This is a genomic window from Neomicrococcus aestuarii, assembly GCF_014201135.1.
In the GTDB taxonomy this organism is placed as follows: domain Bacteria; phylum Actinomycetota; class Actinomycetes; order Actinomycetales; family Micrococcaceae; genus Neomicrococcus; species Neomicrococcus aestuarii.
This window is the reverse complement of the sequence record NZ_JACHDR010000001.1, coordinates 25275-40915: the sequence shown is the minus strand read 5'-3', so window position 1 is coordinate 40915 and position 15641 is coordinate 25275. Positions and strand designations below refer to the sequence as shown.

General features: G+C 58.4%; 12 protein-coding genes. 4 read left to right on the top strand and 8 right to left on the bottom strand.

Annotated elements, in window-relative coordinates:
- Nucleotide 1 precedes the first annotated feature (1 nt).
- Both HD598_RS00170 and HD598_RS00165 read right to left on the bottom strand, forming a co-directional pair.
- Entirely contained in the window at nt 2-1093 is a 1092-nt protein-coding gene (locus HD598_RS00170) for a branched-chain amino acid aminotransferase (protein ID WP_183666410.1), read from the bottom strand.
- Between the two features lie 34 nt (nt 1094-1127).
- Entirely contained in the window at nt 1128-2183 is a 1056-nt protein-coding gene (locus HD598_RS00165) for a 3-isopropylmalate dehydrogenase (RefSeq protein WP_183662775.1), read from the bottom strand.
- 129 nt (nt 2184-2312) lie between these two features.
- Between HD598_RS00165 and HD598_RS00160 the strand changes: the two genes are divergently transcribed.
- The 4 genes from HD598_RS00160 (at nt 2313) to HD598_RS00145 (ending at nt 7674) form a co-directional block, all read left to right on the top strand.
- Nucleotides 2313-3536: a sensor histidine kinase gene (locus tag HD598_RS00160; RefSeq protein ID WP_183662773.1), complete on the top strand. Its 1224-nt coding sequence runs from the start codon at nt 2313-2315 to the stop codon at nt 3534-3536.
- Nucleotides 3533-4231 (top strand): response regulator, encoded by a 699-nt coding sequence (locus tag HD598_RS00155; protein ID WP_183662771.1) that lies wholly within the window; start codon nt 3533-3535, stop codon nt 4229-4231. Before HD598_RS00160 ends, HD598_RS00155 begins: the two co-directional genes overlap by 4 nt.
- Nucleotides 4232-4346: 115 nt before the next feature.
- Entirely contained in the window at nt 4347-5075 is a 729-nt protein-coding gene (locus HD598_RS00150; RefSeq protein WP_183662769.1) for an ABC transporter ATP-binding protein, read from the top strand.
- A gap of 1 nt (nt 5076) precedes the next feature.
- The gene (locus HD598_RS00145; protein ID WP_183662767.1) at nt 5077-7674 is read left to right on the top strand and encodes an ABC transporter permease; all 2598 of its coding nucleotides are present in this window, start codon (nt 5077-5079) and stop codon (nt 7672-7674) included.
- Nucleotides 7675-7687: 13 nt separating this feature from the next.
- Here HD598_RS00145 and HD598_RS00140 read toward each other — a convergent pair whose 3' ends face one another.
- The 6 genes from HD598_RS00140 to serA all read right to left on the bottom strand — a co-directional run bounded on the left by HD598_RS00140 (nt 7688) and on the right by serA (nt 15519).
- A complete protein-coding gene (locus tag HD598_RS00140) occupies nt 7688-9613 on the bottom strand; it encodes an ABC transporter ATP-binding protein/permease (protein ID WP_260170576.1) in 1926 nt (641 codons plus the stop codon).
- A complete protein-coding gene (locus tag HD598_RS00135) occupies nt 9613-10692 on the bottom strand; it encodes an efflux RND transporter periplasmic adaptor subunit (RefSeq protein ID WP_183662761.1) in 1080 nt (359 codons plus the stop codon). The genes HD598_RS00140 and HD598_RS00135 overlap by 1 nt, the downstream gene beginning before the upstream one ends.
- Before the next feature lie 11 nt (nt 10693-10703).
- Nucleotides 10704-11225: a hypothetical protein gene (locus tag HD598_RS00130; protein ID WP_183662758.1), complete on the bottom strand. Its 522-nt coding sequence runs from the start codon at nt 11223-11225 to the stop codon at nt 10704-10706.
- Nucleotides 11226-11535: 310 nt separating this feature from the next.
- Nucleotides 11536-11907 carry a peptidase inhibitor family I36 protein gene (locus HD598_RS13805; RefSeq protein WP_183662755.1) on the bottom strand — a complete coding sequence of 124 codons (372 nt, stop codon included), beginning with the start codon at nt 11905-11907 and terminating at the stop codon, nt 11536-11538.
- Between the two features lie 215 nt (nt 11908-12122).
- Nucleotides 12123-13688, bottom strand: a complete 1566-nt coding sequence (gene metG, locus HD598_RS00120) for a methionine--tRNA ligase (RefSeq protein WP_311538893.1) — start codon at nt 13686-13688, stop codon at nt 12123-12125.
- 241 nt (nt 13689-13929) lie between these two features.
- On the bottom strand, nt 13930-15519 hold the full coding sequence (serA, locus tag HD598_RS00115) for a phosphoglycerate dehydrogenase (protein ID WP_183662750.1): 1590 nt from the start codon (nt 15517-15519) through the stop codon (nt 13930-13932).
- Nucleotides 15520-15641 lie beyond the last annotated feature (122 nt).

Sequence of the window (15641 nt, the reverse complement as noted above, 5' to 3'; positions counted from 1 at the left end):
ACTAGACCAAACGGGTCAACCAGCCACGCGTGTCTTCAACGGTGCCAGTCTGGATGCCAAGAAGTTCAGCACGAATGGCCTTCCAGTGTGGCTCGCCTTCAGCTGCTGGCGTCACGATGGATCCGGTGGAGGTCTTGAGCTCACCGATTGGCGTGATGACGGCGGCAGTACCGCACGCAAACACTTCGCCAAGGCTTCCGTCAGCTACGGAATCCTTCCATTCCTGGAGGGTGATCTTGCGCTCTTCGGCATGCAGGCCGCGTTCCTTCGCGATCTCCAACACGGAGGAACGGGTCACGCCGTGCAGGATGTTGCCGTTGAGTTCTGGAGTCACGATCCGTCCGTCCTTGAAGACGAAGAACACGTTCATGCCGCCGAGCTCATCCACCGCGTTGTCGTTGAACTGATCCAAGAACAACACCTGCTGGCAGCCCTGAGCTTCAGCTTCCAACTGTGCCGCCAGAGAGGCAGCGTAGTTGCCGCCGCACTTGGCTTCGCCGGTGCCGCCGCGGCCAGCGCGAGCGTAGTGCTCGGAGAGCCAGATGGACACAGGGTGTAGTTCGCCACCGAAGTAGTTACCCGCTGGAGACGCGATGACACGGAAGGAGACCTCGCGTGCTGGGCGCACGCCCAAGAATGGCTCCGTGGCAATCATGAATGGACGCAAGTACAGTGCTTCACCATCGCCGGTGGGTACCCATGCGGCGTCGACAGAAACCAACTCGCGCAAGGCATCCAAGAAGACGCTCTCTGGTAACTCGGGCAGTGCCAAGCGGCGAGCCGAGGTGTTCAAGCGTGCTGCGTTGGCCTCGGGACGGAACGTCCAGACGCTACCGTCTGCGTGACGGTAGGCCTTGAGACCTTCAAAAATCTCTTGACCGTAGTGCAAGACCGCAGCAGAGGGGTCAAGCGCAATGGGGCCATACGGTTCAATTCGGGCGTCGTGCCAAGATCCTTCACCTTGGGCATCCACGCTGTAATCGACAACTGCCGTGTGGTCCGTGAAGTAATTACCGAATCCTGGATTGGCCAGGATTTCAGCTCGCTCAGTCTCGCTCTTGGGTTGTTGCGAGAGGTCACGACGAAAAGTCAGTGTTTCCACGGTTCCTCCTAAAAGTATTTACAGATTACGCCACACGTGCGGCGATGGCGTCGCCGATCTGCGACGTCGAGCGAGCTCCGCTACCCAACCGGGCCGCAATGTCCGCTTCCACTGCCTGCTCAACCCGAGCTGCGGCGTCGTACTGGCCCACATGCTCAAGAAGCAAAGCCGCGGACAAAATGGCTGCCGTAGGATCCGCGAGACCCTTACCAGCAATGTCCGGAGCGGAGCCGTGGACGGGCTCAAACATGGACGGCGCAGTGCGGTCCATGTTGATGTTGCCGCTAGCCGCGAGCCCAATGCCGCCCGTAACGGCGCCAGCGAGGTCAGTGAGGATGTCACCAAAGAGGTTGTCCGTGACAATCACATCAAAGCGTCCCGGATCCGTGGTCATGAAGATGGTGGCCGCGTCAACGTGCATGTAGTCGCGCGTGACCTCGGGGAATTCAGGGGCTACCTCTTCCACCGCGCGGCGCCACAAGTGACCGGCGTTGACCAGCACGTTGTGCTTGTGCACCAAGGTGAGGTGCTTGCGTTCGCGCAAGGAAGCACGGCGGAAGGCATCGCGCACCACGCGCTCCACTCCGTGACGGGTGTTCAGCGAAACTTCGGTTGCGATCTCGTGAGGGGTGCCAGCTCGAAGGACGCCACCGTTGCCGGCGTAAGGACCTTCGGTGCCTTCGCGGACCACCACAAAGTCGATCTTTCCGGGGTTAGCGAGCGGCGTGGGCACGCCGTCATAGGACTTGGCCGGGCGCAGGTTCACGAAGTGGTCCATGCTGAAGCGCAGCTTCAAGAGCAGCTCGCGCTCGATGATGCCGGACGGAATGCGGGTGTCGGATGGATCCGCTCCCACGGCACCGAACAGGATGACCTCGTGCTCGCGCAGCTTCGCCAGGGTTTCTTCGCTCAGCGTCTCTTGGGTCTCAAGCCAGTGCTTCGCGCCGAGTTCATACTCGGTAAACGCGAGATCGAGCTGCTCCACGGCGGCAACCGCTTTCAAGACCTTGACGGCCTCCGTAATGACCTCTGGGCCAATGCCATCGCCGGGAATTACTGCAATATCGATACTCTTAGTCATAAAAACCAGTCTAAAACTGCGTCCCGCATGCTGAGCAACAGGTCTCACTATGTGGTCATAATGCTGTTCATTCGACGTCACGCCCGCGCTTACCGCCGCTGACTCGAGCTTTTGGATACGCTACGTGTCATGGGATGGCGCTCCAGAATTGACCGACTCCTGCGGCTACGGCCGTGGTGGCTCGACGTTCTCTTGGCCGCCGTCCTGTGGCTGGGGATCCTCGTCATCAGCTCTGGCTTTACGAGCGGCGGGTTAAGCGATGAGCACGTCCGCGTTCTTGCGGTCGCTGTCACGCTGCAAGTTCTCCCTCTGGCGATTCGCCGCAAGTGGCCCACCGTGATGTTGCTTTTGGTCGCGGCGGGATCCATGATTCAGCTCGCGAGCATCCCTGAGTTCTTACCGTCTCAAATTGCGGTTCCGATCGCCATTTACTCCGCTGCCGCCCATGGATCCCGCGCCGTGTCCTGGTTGGGCTTGGGACTGGGCTTTCTGGGCGCGATTCTAGCCACCATTACCTACGTGCCGGTGGACCGGTTTGATCTGGTCTCATCAGCCCTCGTCTTTTGTGCGCTGTTCGCGATTGTGGGCTTGTCCTGGCTTGTGGGTGAAATGACCCGGCACCGCAGGGACATGGTCGTCACCCTCAACGCGCGCGCCGAACGCCTTGAACGCGAGAACCAAACCGAACGTGCCCTTGCGGCCGCCGATGAACGCAACCGCGTAGCGCGCGAAATGCATGACATTGTGGCTCACTCGCTCTCGGTCATGATCGCCCAAGCGGACGGCGGCCGCTACGCGATCGATTCACACCCAGACTTGGCCAAAGACTCCCTCGCCACGATTGCCGCAACGGGTCGCGGTGCGCTCGCGGAAATGCGCACCCTGCTGGGAATTCTGCGCCAGGACGACGACGCAGCCTTGCGTCCGGCGCCCACCCTTGCGGACATTCCGGACCTGTTGCGCAATGCCGAGCAATCCGGAGTCGATGTCTCCTTCCGCGAGGAACGGCTGGGACGCGCGGAGGCGTCGTCGTCCTTGACGGGAAATTTGCCCGGCGGCGCGCAACTGACGCTCTACCGGGCCGCGCAAGAAGGCCTCACCAACGTCATCAAGCACGCCGGGCCGGCCGTGACCGCCACCGTGGTGTTGCGGTGGGGCGTGGACGGTGCGCGCGTCATAGTGAGAGATAACGGGCGCGGCGGACTGTCTTCGTCAAAGGATGGACTGGGACAGGGCTTGCGCGGTGTCCGCGAGCGCGTGGAGCATTTCGGCGGTACCGTGTTCGCGGGACCGGACCTTGCCGGTGGGTTCCGACTCGAAGTGTATGTCCCCTATTCGAAAGTGACCTCATGACCTCCCCTGCCGACGTGATTCGCGTAGCGCTGGTGGATGATCAGGTGTTGGTGCGCAGCGGCTTCAAGATGCTGATCGACTCCCAACCGGATCTCACCGTGATCGCCGAGGCCGCGAGTGGGCGTGAGGCGCTGCAGTCCCCCGCGATCCATTCGGCGGATGTGATCCTGATGGACGTGCGCATGCCGGAGATGGATGGCATTGAGGCCACCCAGAAATTGCTCGCAATGCCCGCACTGCACGGGCGCCCGTCTCCTCCGCGCATTGTGGTGCTGACAACCTTCGATCAGGACGAGTACGCCTTCGCCGCCATTCAGGCCGGCGCGAGCGGGTTCTTGCTCAAGGACGTGCAGCCGGAGGATCTGCTCTCCGGGATTCGCTCTGTACATACCGGCAATGCGGTGATCGCGCCGAGCACCACGCGGCGGTTGCTCGAGCACGTCTCGCCGCTCTTGGCACGCAACAACCCGGCCTGCGATGAAACCTTGCAACTCATCGAATCTCTGACGCCGCGTGAGTACGACGTCTTCGTGAAAGTGGCTGAGGGTAAGTCCAACCCGGAGATCGCCGAAGAGCTCTTCTTGTCCATGGCTACCGTCAAAACCCATGTGGGACGCATTTTGTCCAAGCTCAACGCGAGGGATCGCGTCCACGTGGTGGTGCTCGCGTACCAAGCGGGAGTGGTCTCCCCTTAGCTCTTCCCCTACTCCTACCTAGGGGGTCTCTCATACCGAGGGTGGAGAAAATCCTCCCTCAAGAGGGAACTTAAAGCCGATGCACAGGTGGCCCTCACGTCTATAGCGTGAAGGTATGAATGAAGCACCTGCGGTTTCCGCACACCGATTGTCCAAAACGTACGGCTCCGGCGAGAACACCGTCCACGCCCTGCGTGAGGTTTCCCTCGACATCGCCCACGGTTCCTTCGTGGCCATCATGGGCCCGTCCGGTTCCGGCAAGTCCACGCTCATGCACTGCTTGGCGGGCCTGGATACTGCGAGCGCCGGAGAGATTTTCATTGAGGGGCGCCTCATCACCGGGATGAAGGACACTGAGCTCACTGAATTACGACGACGCCGCGTGGGCTTTGTTTTCCAAGCTTTCAATTTGGTGCCCACACTGAATGCGCGCCAGAACATCGAGCTGCCGTTCTTGCTGGACTCTAAAAAGCCGAACGCGCAGCGCTTGAACGAGATCACCGCGATGTTGGGTCTTCAGGAGCGCTTGAGTCACAAGCCGCACGAGCTCTCCGGTGGACAGCAGCAGCGTGTGGCCATTGCCCGGGCCCTTGTCACCGAGCCGGCGGTGCTCTTCGCTGATGAGCCAACGGGCAATCTGGACTCTACCTCCGGACGCAGCGTCTTGGGATTCTTGCGTAGCTCCGCGGACGCCGGACAGACCATCATCATGGTCACTCACGATCCCGCCGCCGCGTCGTACGCTGACAAAGTACTGGTCATGCGCGATGGTTCCCTCGTGGACAGCATCGAGCACCCCACCGTGCAGTCCGTGACGGGCGCGCTCGCCGAGGTGGGTGCCTAACATGCAGACGATTGCTCTCTCCACCCTTCGCGCCTATTGGCGACGCTATGTTGCCGTGGCGCTCGCCATCATGGTGGGCGTCGCGTTCTTGGCGGCAACGCTCATGGTGCAATCCATTACGCGCGCGTCCTTGGGCGCCAGTCTGGGTGAGTCCTACCGGGGCTCGGCGCTCGTGCTAGAACGGGACGCCGCCGCATATCAGGACGGGTCCGCGGCCGACATGTCCGAACCGCCGATCCTGAACGACTCCCATCTGCAATTCCTTGAAGGCACCTCGCTCATCAGTGCAGCCCAGCCCGTGGGACTCACCGGCACCACTCTCCTCGTTGAGCGAAGTGGCGAGAATGGTGACGCGAAACCAGTAGCCGAATCCGCCATGCTGACCATCGCACCCACCGCCGCCGGAATCGGCGCGCTCAGTGTCCTTGAAGGCAAGGCTCCCGTAGGTGCAAATCAGGCAGCGATTCCTCGCTCTCAAGCAGAGCGACTCGAGTTGGGCGTTGGCGACACCATAAATGTGGGCGCACAAGCCGTGACCATCTCCGGTCTCTCGGCAGATAGCAACAACCCCACCAACACGTTCGGGGTGCAAGTCTGGGCAGATCTCCCCCTGGTGCGCAGCATCATGAAGAATGACCTGCGCTATGACGCCATCGCTCTGAAGTTGGCGCCGGGCGTCAGCATCGCTCAGGCAGAGAGCGAGCTATCTCAAGCGGCCACGTCCCAAGGCCTCACGGACCTCACATTTAAGACCCCTGACGAAGTGGTCAATGATCAAGTCGCAAGCTTCACGGGAGAATCTGATGTTCTCACCACTGTGCTGCTGATCTTCGCTGGTGTCGCCCTGTTTGTCATGACCCTGGTGGTCAGCAACACGTTCGCCGTGATTGTGGCGCAACGTACTCGCGAGCTAGGCCTGCTTCGCACCCTCGGCGCAGATCAGCGTCAGATCCGCCGCATGGTCCGAGTTGAAGCGGCGCTCTTGGGCATCGTGGCAAGCGTGCTAGGTGTAGTACTCGGCGTCGCCGTTATGGCGGGGCTGGTGGCTTGGGCGAAAACCCTTCCCGGTGCCATCTTCACCACGTTCTCTCTCACGCCGACTGCCCTATTAGTGCCGTTGGTCGTGGGCACCCTGTTGACGCTCATTGCTGCGAGCGCCCCCGCTCGCCGGGCAACCCAGGTCACGCCTCTGGAGGCGCTTCGTCCTCAAGATGTCTCCACCACCGATCAGGACTTCGGCCATGCCTCCACACTTGGCATGTCGAAGGGACTCTTCATCTGGTGGCTCCTCGTCTTCCTGGCGGGCACGGGCGCTCTCGTGACCTTCTCGGTGTTTTCCCCCAACCTGATCATCGCCTTCTTTGCGGGGGTAGTGTCCCTGACTGGCGTCGTCGTACTGGCTCCTACGTATATCCCGCGCACCGTTGCGGCGCTCGGTAAGCTCACCGGCACCCGCACCGCCCCAGCCAAGCTCGCCGCACTCAACGCAGTACGTCAACCTCGGCGCACATCGGCAACCGGTACCGCGCTCGTCATCGGTGTTTCCCTCGTGACCATGTTCCTCACGGGCGGAACCGTGGCGAAAGCGACGCTCGATGGCGCCGTAGCTACCCAATATCCCGTGGACTTCACCGTGAGCTCTGGCGGCAGCTTTGACTCGCAAGCGACGTCAACGCCTTTGACCGCCGCAGATGCGGACCGTCTCAAGACCATCTCAGGGATCGAAGCCGCGGCGCTCATGCAACCTGTGGGCGTGACCGACGAGTCCGGAGAAGTCCTCGCCGCCTCGGCTGCGGATCTCCGAGCCGTCCTGAATGATCCCGCTATGGTGCCGCCGGAGGGCTCGATCATTGCCGGAAAGGAAGCGATCCCAGCGGACTCTGTGCAGGTTGAACTGACGAGCGGGAAAACCATCACCGTTCCAGTGGTCCATGCCGGGGCAGACTACTTCCAGCCCATCGTGACCTTAGAAACGGCTCAGTCCTGGGGCGCGGTGTCTCCTGCGACCTCATCTGGTGCTTCAGCCGATGAAGACGCCATGTTGCCCACCCTCTACGCTCGGGGAAGCTCGGATCTGGATTCCACCACCCTGAATCAGATTCGAGACGACATCTCCTCGACCCTTGGCGTGGCACCTATGAACATCGGCGGTGCCGCCATGATGCGGGCATCCGTGGGCGGATTCATTGACATCCTGCTCATGATCGTCAGCGGACTGCTAGCGGTGTCCATTCTAATTGCCGTCATTGGTGTCTCTAACACCTTGTCCCTGTCCATCATCGAACGCTCGCAAGAGAACTCTCTCCTGCGTGCACTAGGTTTGACGACCTCCCAGCTGCGGGCCATGATCTCTCGAGAGGCGCTCTTGGTCAGCTTGACAGCCGCCATTCTTGGAACAGTGCTGGGTGTGGGCTACGGGCTGGCCGGCGCTCAAGCGGCCATGGGGAACTTCGCCCCGCTGGTGCTGGATCTACCTTGGATCACGCTCGGCGTGGTGTTGGTCTGCGCCATTCTTGCCGGACTGATCGCGGCGATTGTTCCCATTCGTCGGGCGGTTCATCTCAGCCCCGTTGCGGGTATGCGAGAGGCTGTGGCCTAACTCCTCGCCAGTTTTACCGGATTCCGTCAGCCGGATCGACCATGGCAGCTTTCCACGCAGGAATAGCCGCTGAGAGCGATCCGGCAACGACGCCTACGAAGGGCGCCGCTACCAAAGATGTCCATGGAACAACGGCTGTCCAACCTTGCCAGGCGGAGACCCCTACGCACCCCAAGAGACCCAGCGAGACTCCTGCCAACGCTCCCGCTAGCCCCAGCACAGCCCCCTCAACAACAAAGACAGTACCCACGGCCACAGGACTCATTCCTTGCGAACGAGCCAGTGCGAGTTCCTGGGTCCGAGTCTGCACCGTCAGAAACATGGCAGCGGAAACGCTGAAGATCGCCAAAAGCAGCACCGAAATCGATAGCCAGAGCAACAGGCCCTGCAAGTCGCCAGCGACACCCATTCGAAGATTCCGCAAGTCGCCGACTGTAGCCACGTTGACGCCGCCCGGGTTCCCGGGACTCACGGCAAACGGAACTGCCTCAGCAACCGCTGCAGGATAACCCATCTCGGTTTTCGCAATGAGCTGCATGTTTGAAGGGATATCCTCTTGCAGGGGAATCACAATCGCATGTTCAAGAAAATTTTCATTTGACGAACTAGTGACAATTCCCACGACAGTAAAAGGCCGTTGAGCAACCCAGATCTCTTGACCAAAACTAGATCCGGAAACGCCAATTGTTTTTGCCACTTGTGACCCAACCAATGCCACATGTTCATTCGTTCTGAAAGTTTGGTATACGTCATAGACCGGGCTAATTTTTGCCTCAAAAAGATTTAATGCGGACGCATCCAGCGCGTAAACACTCGCCGAAATGGGCGATGGACCCACATAACCTCCAGTCCGGGAAGGTTGCGCCATTGCCCCTTCCATAACGCCTAGTTCTCCAACGGCGTTGACACGTTCAAGCGAGCTAATTTTCTCCTTCCAACGAGCTCTTTCTTGAGGATGCATACCCACCGGGACATTGACGCGAACTTCGTCTCGCGCCGACTCTGAAATTCGTTCTGATACCTGCAAAGACGCGCTAGCGCCAAGTCCAGTTGCTATCACGAGCCCTGTGATCGCCAAACCGAACGCGAGCGCCAAAGCGAGAGATCTTACCGGTCGGCTCGTAGCGCTATTCACTGCTCGTGCCAGCCGATCGTAGAAAGTGGCTCGGCGCAAATAGCCAACCCTCTTGGGCACTTCAGAGTTCACCGCGGAAGTGATGCTCGCCGTGTTTTCGGTCGCTCCGTCACTGTGGGAACTGGCTGTTGCGGTGTCGTCCGCGAGAAGTCCATCTCTCAACGTAATAACACGATCGGCATGCGCGGCGACGTCGTCATCATGTGTAACCATGATGACTGTTGTCCCCTGGGCGTTGAGTTCGCGGAAAAGCTCCATGATTTTCATGGTGGATACAGAGTCCAAATTTCCAGTGGGCTCGTCAGCCAGAAGAATCCGCGGATGAGTGGAAATAGCCCGGGCAATGGCAATTCGTTGGCGCTCGCCGCCTGAAAGGTACCGTGCAATCGATGACGCTTTGTGCGCCAATCCCACGATTTCGAGGGCTTTAAGAGACACTTCCCGCTGGCTTCGGATGCTGGCGCCTCGCGCCGAGAGCGACGATGAAACATTTCTGATTGCAGTCGCCCACACATCGAGGTAAGAGGATTGAAAGACGAACCCAAAAATTTCGCCGCGCAATGTATCTTTTTGCCGGGACGTCAGGGCCTTTATGTCAACGCCTTCAAGTTCGTAGCTCCCCGTCCACTGTTCGTCGAGAAGCCCCAGGATGTTGAGCAGCGTCGATTTTCCGGAGCCTGACGATCCAATCACCGCCACGAACTCGCCCTCGGCTATATCTAGTGAAATATTGGAAACAGCGTTGCATTCCAGTTGTTCACCATAGGGCCTTGAGACTTGCGAGAGTGACAGAAGCGCCGTCATCACTGCCCTGAGACGAGCACGTGGTCGCCGATTTCTAAGACATCGGAATCTATTGACGTCCACCCGTCAGCACTTTGTTTTTGCGACACGTTGACGCGAACGTTCCCGGTATCCCGCTTCTGCAATACGTAAGATCCTGCTGCATCAGTTCGCACCGCAACGGTGGGAACTGCGATCGCCACTGTACCTACGTCCCCGAAAATTACTGAAACAGGCGTTCCTGACGCGATGGTTGATTCGTCCGGAATGCCTATAGTGATGTCACGCCCTGGGGGTTTTCCGCCAGCCGCATCCGCTTCTCGAAACGGGCTGATTGCCGTAATCTTCCCGACCAGCGGTTTGAGGTTATCGCTCTGGATTTTAGCGCTCGTGCCAACTTTCAACTTGTCCGCTTCGCGTACCGTCGCCCGAACCGCAACATAGGCCGACCCTCGACTTACAGTTGCTAGCGACAAATTGTCAGACAAGTCTTCGCCCACCGCCGCGATACTCCTCACGATTCCCGTTGTGCCTTTGAGGGATCTGAATTCGGCCATAGTGATGCTCGGACTTGACCCTCCTGGCACGGAGAATCCTGCCTGTTTATAGATGCTCTTGATGGAAGCCAAAGTTTGCTTACCGAACTCTCCGTCAGGCTCAATACCTAATGCCTTTTGGAGTCCAGCAACGTCCGAACCCTTTTCTCCATATTTCACATCGCGGTACAGCGGGATGTCAGAGAAATACACAAATATTGGTCTGTCCGAAACCACCCCTAACAGCTGAAAAGATGTAAGGCGGTCACCTATCTTGGCTCGCGTCGACGTAACGATGGGGAGTCCCGCTCCTGCCGGAGCTGGCAGAGAAATCGTCTCCACGACGGCCGATGCAACTTCTCCTTGAAGTCGCACAGAATCCGTCACCACGCGGGTTTCGACCATTGCATAGACCGAGATCCGTTCATCTTTCGCCTCCACCAGCGCCACATCGGAAGACTTGACATTGAGCCCTACGAGATAGGAAGCGGCAGCAACCAGCAAAACGATGACAATGAAGGCTAACGCCCTCCATGGGTGCGCAAATCTCCTCAGTTCAGTCACTCGGAGCACCACTATCCGGAGGCAATAATGTCGCGTGCTTTGGCGACGATTTCATCGGCCTGTTTCCGGTACTCAACCAATTCAGCCTCGTGACTTCGGATGTAGCCTGCTTGAATCACGGCCTCGGCGTCGGCAAGTTTTTGAACCACAGAATGTTGTTGTTTGCACTCCACGTCGCCGATAGCAATACGGATTTGTGACTCACCGGGTTCTGGAATCTTTGGCACGAGCACTCGAGCAGAGTCGTCCGGGCTAATGCCCTTGGACTCGATGCATTCTCGCCAAAAACCTCGAATTTCAGAGAATGCATCAGTGGCAATGAGCGCGTTGAAGGAGTCAAGCATTCCCCGGTCAACGGACGACGGCTGGCTTGGAGTGGTATTAACGCCCATCAACGGCAACCTTTCTACTTCGTCAAAGCACGAATACATTGCTCTCCACCAATCCTCCGCGTAGCCCCCCTCAAGTTGAGCGACCCTCTGACTTTCAGAGGACTCCGCCACTTCGTAGCCATTCGCTTCTGCTTCAGTCATGGACCATAGCCCATATCGTCGATCGGGGAAAACTGTCAGTTTGGACCAGTCTTGGTTTGCCCTCGGAAAGTCCCGACCAGTCTTTTGCATACACCGCGCAACTAAAATGGCATTAGCGTGAGACACCAACCGATATTCATCGGAGTTCATAGCGTACGCTTCAAGTGGCAAATCTATTTCACCTGAACTTTCATTAAGAACAGCCCGCGACGCGGCGACTTCGTTTATCGTTTCTGGTCCACACGAAGTCGAGACAGTTACTGTGATCGCAATAGCCGCCAGATAGCAGAAACGCCGAAACATGGTTTTCCTAGTAGAAATAGACTGAACTAATGCTGTTTTCCGCAATATGCGGCCAAACATAATAGCCGCCGACACCTGGTCCATAGATCATTGAAAGTCCTGAATAGCCAGCATCAGTCCACCATCCAATATCACCGCTCCGGTGATTCATGGTGGAACTTATCACATCGTTCCACCCAGACAGATAGGACTGGCTTGACGTCCAATATCCAAATGTTCCGGAATAATTCTGGTCCCACCATGCACAAGCCCTATTGGTACCACACTGACTTAACGCCGCCTCAGCCCGCGGTGCTCCCGACACGGAGAGCGACGATACAAGCGCGACGCTTGAAATAGCGGAAAGTGCGTAGACAGAGATTTTCTTTTTCGCACCCATTTTGACTTCCCCCCATTGCCAAGTGGCAGTAGTTCACTGTCAACTTGACGCTACCTCAACGGGTTTTTACTAACAACCGTTTTGAATGTCACATTTACATAACAATCGTGGGCCACTGTGATGGATTACGATTTCCCTATTGTTCCCAAACTAATTCGACCTGCGATGTGAAGAAGAAGCGGGAAATCGAACCCCTTGAGGGTGCGAGATCACTCTTACTCTGCCGGCTCCTCATACTTGGGGAAGATCGGCTGTGGGGCAGGAAGCTGAGTGCCGGCGGCCAGCGGAACATCAAAAGCCGCGAAGGTGCGTCCGGCGCCTTCGGACTGTCCGAGGGCGTCCAGCAACAAGCTCGCTGAGTCCGGCATGATGGGCTGAACCAGCAAAGACACGCGACGCAACACCTCAAGTGTCACGTACAAGACCGTTGCCATACGCGCGGGATCCGTCTTGCGGAGCACCCACGGCTCCTGCTCGGCGAAGTACGCGTTGGTGTCACCAAGAACCGCCCACGTAGCTTCCAGAGCACGGCTAAATTCCTGCGTTTCGTAGAACGTGCGGGAAACGCCCAAGAGCTCAGCAGCTTTCGCCAGAATCTCCTGATCCGCGTCCGTAAATTCGCCCGGCTCCGGAACAACTCCGCCCAGGTTCTTCGCCACCATGGATAGGGAACGCTGCGCCAAGTTGCCCAGGTTGTTGGCGAGGTCGGAGTTCATGCGGCCCACGATTGCATCGTGGGAGTAGTTTCCATCCGCGCCAAAAGGCACTTCACGCAAGAGGAAGAAGCGCATCTGGTCAAGGCCGTAGGAAGTCACCCAGTCCTCAGGTGAAACTACGTTTCCGAGGGACTTGGACATCTTGATGCCGTTGTTGTGTAGGTGGCCGTGGATCATGATGCGCTTGGGCAGCTCGATCTTGGCGGACATCAAGAACGCTGGCCAGTAGATGGCGTGGAAGCGAGAGATGTCCTTACCGATTACGTGAACATCGGCTGGCCAGAACTTCTTGAAAAGCTCGGAATCCTTATCCGGGTACCCCACACCGGTGAGGTAGTTCGTAAGAGCATCCACCCACACGTACATCACGTGCTTGTCATTGCCAGGGACCGGAATGCCCCAGTCAAAGGTGGTGCGGGAGATCGACAGGTCCTCGAGTCCGCGTTCCACGAAGCGAATCACTTCGTTGAAGCGTGAGCGGGGTGCACCGAAATCGGGCTGGTTCTTGTAGAGCTCCAGAAGCTTGTCCTGGTACTTGGAAAGGCGGAAGAAGTAAGACTCTTCTTCGGTCCATTCCACCTCAGTACCGGTTTCCTTCGAGTACCGCACACCATCGCGGATCTCGGTGTCATCTTCAATGTAGAAGGCTTCGTCGCGCACGGAGTACCAGCCAGCGTACTTGTCGAGGTAGATGTCGCCGTTGGCTTCCATCTTGCGCCAAATATCCTGACACGCCACCAAGTGATCGGGATCCGTGGTGCGGATGAAGCGATCGAAGCTGATGCCCAAGCCCTGCTGAGCACGCTGGAAGCGATCAGAATTTCGCTGCGCGAGCTGGCGAGGCGTCAGGCCCTCTTTGGTAGCGGTCTGGAGCATCTTCTGACCGTGCTCGTCCGTTCCGGTGAGGAAGAAGACCTCGAACCCGTCCAAACGCTTAAAACGTGCCATTGCGTCAGTGGCAATGAACTCGTAAGCGTGGCCCAAGTGAGGGTCACCGTTCGGATAGGAAATCGCCGTCGTAATGTAGAACGGCTTCTGCACGGTAGTTGATTGCTGCTCAGTCACCATAAGAATCTACCGCAGTTCCGCGCCACGACTGTGGTTTTCATCGCCACTTGACCCACATGACCGCAACATCACACGCATTCGTCAGCACACCAGCGTTAGAACCGGTAAAACTGCGGTGCGGACACAGCAAAGGTGCGGTGCGCTCCCCCGCCATGTATTCGGTCACGCGTAGTGAAATACACGTACCGAAGAACACGTAGGAGGAACGTTCACCGCACCTTCACACGTTGTTTTCTAGTTACTCGCTGAGGTTGATCTCGCGGGTTACCGTGGCGCCAATGCCGTCGCGCACGCGCTCGAGCAAGCCTTCAGGAAGGCCGTTGTCCACGGACAAGACGGCGAGAGCTTCGCCAGCCTTGCTGCGGGAGACCTGCATGCCAGCAATGTTGACGTCTTCAGCACCGCACAGCGAGCCCAAGCTACCAATCACGCCGGGGCGGTCCTGGTACTGCAACACGATCATGTGCTCGGATAGCGGCATTTCGAGTTCGTAACCGTTCACGGCTACGAGCTTCTCGATCTGCTTAGGACCGGTGAGCGTACCGGAGACAGAGATCTGGGCACCGTTGGCTTGAGCACCGGAAACGGTCAGCACGTTGCGGTATTCCTCAGAAACGGAGGTGGTCACCAAGCGGTGAGCCATGCCGCGCTGTTCGGCAAGAAGCGGCGCGTTCACGTAGGACACGGAATCGGATACTACGTCCATGAAGACACCCTTGAGAGCAGCGAGTTCAAGCGCCTTTACATCGAGGGAAGCGATTTCACCGGCAACTTCAATGTCCACGTTGACCACGCGGTCCGTGGCAAGAGCCGTGAAAATGCGGCCGAGCTTCTCCACGAGCGGGATACCAGGACGAACCTCGGAAGCAATCACGCCGCCGGCAACGTTCACTGCGTCCGGAACCAACTCGCCAGCCAGTGCCAAGCGCACAGACTTGGCAACCGCAATACCAGCCTTCTCCTGTGCTTCATCCGTGGAAGCGCCCAGGTGAGGAGTTACGGTCACGTTTTCGCGGCCCAAGAATGGCACGTCAGTTGCTGGTTCCTTGACGAACACGTCAATGCCGGCGCCAGCGATTTCGCCTGCTTCGAGGGCCTCTTCAAGAGCGGCCTCGTCCACGAGTCCACCGCGGGCCACGTTGATAACGAACGCGGACTTCTTCATCTTCTTGAACGCCTCAGCGCCCAACATGCCCACCGTCTCCGGCGTCTTTGGCATGTGGATGGTGATGAAGTCGGAGACCTCAAGGAGTTCCTCAAGGGGCAAGAGCTTCACGCCGAGCTGCTGTGCGCGAGCAGGGGTTACGTAGGGATCGTAGGCAACGATCTCCATTTCGAAGCCCTGAAGGCGGGCGGCGACGAGGGCGCCGATGCGGCCCAAACCGATGATGCCTGCGGTCTTTTCATACAGCTCGGTACCGGTGTACTTGGAGCGCTTCCACTCGCCGTTCTTCAACGACGCGTTGGCTGCTGGGATGTTGCGCGCCAAGGACACAATGTGGCCTACGGTGAGCTCGGCTGCGGAAATGATGTTTGAGGTAGGAGCGTTCACTACCATCACGCCGGCCACAGTGGCGGCCTTGATGTCAACGTTGTCCAAGCCAACGCCAGCGCGCGCGATGACCTTGAGGTTCTTAGCTGCGGCAATAGCTTCGGCGTCTAACTGCGTGGCGGAGCGCACCAAGATGGCGTCAACATCAACGATGTCGCGAAGCAGTTCGGCGCGGTTTGCACCATTGGTGTTGCGCACTTCAAAGTCTGGGCCGAGAGCTTCGACGGTTGCGGGCGAGAGTTCTTCAGCGATCAAAACGATGGGTTTTGCAGTCACGAGGGAAAACCTTCGGTTGAGGGGGGGTGTGGGGTTTGGTACTTACTTAAGGTAAAACGACGCCGCCGCGTCCGTAGGTGCGGAGCGGCGGCGTCGTCATTGACACATTTTGGGGACGGTCA

Bases quoted from the DNA above. Each gene is read 5' to 3' on its own strand.
- HD598_RS00145 (WP_183662767.1), top strand. From the start codon at position 5,077: ATGCAGACGATTGCTCTCTCCACCCTTCGCGCCTATTGGCGACGCTAT.
- HD598_RS00130 (WP_183662758.1), bottom strand. From the start codon at position 11,225: ATGACTGAAGCAGAAGCGAATGGCTACGAAGTGGCGGAGTCCTCTGAA.
- HD598_RS00140 (WP_260170576.1), bottom strand. From the start codon at position 9,613: ATGACGGCGCTTCTGTCACTCTCGCAAGTCTCAAGGCCCTATGGTGAA.
- HD598_RS00165 (WP_183662775.1), bottom strand. From the start codon at position 2,183: ATGACTAAGAGTATCGATATTGCAGTAATTCCCGGCGATGGCATTGGC.
- HD598_RS13805 (WP_183662755.1), bottom strand. From the start codon at position 11,907: ATGGGTGCGAAAAAGAAAATCTCTGTCTACGCACTTTCCGCTATTTCA.
- HD598_RS00150 (WP_183662769.1), top strand. From the start codon at position 4,347: ATGAATGAAGCACCTGCGGTTTCCGCACACCGATTGTCCAAAACGTAC.
- HD598_RS00155 (WP_183662771.1), top strand. From the start codon at position 3,533: ATGACCTCCCCTGCCGACGTGATTCGCGTAGCGCTGGTGGATGATCAG.
- HD598_RS00160 (WP_183662773.1), top strand. From the start codon at position 2,313: ATGGGATGGCGCTCCAGAATTGACCGACTCCTGCGGCTACGGCCGTGG.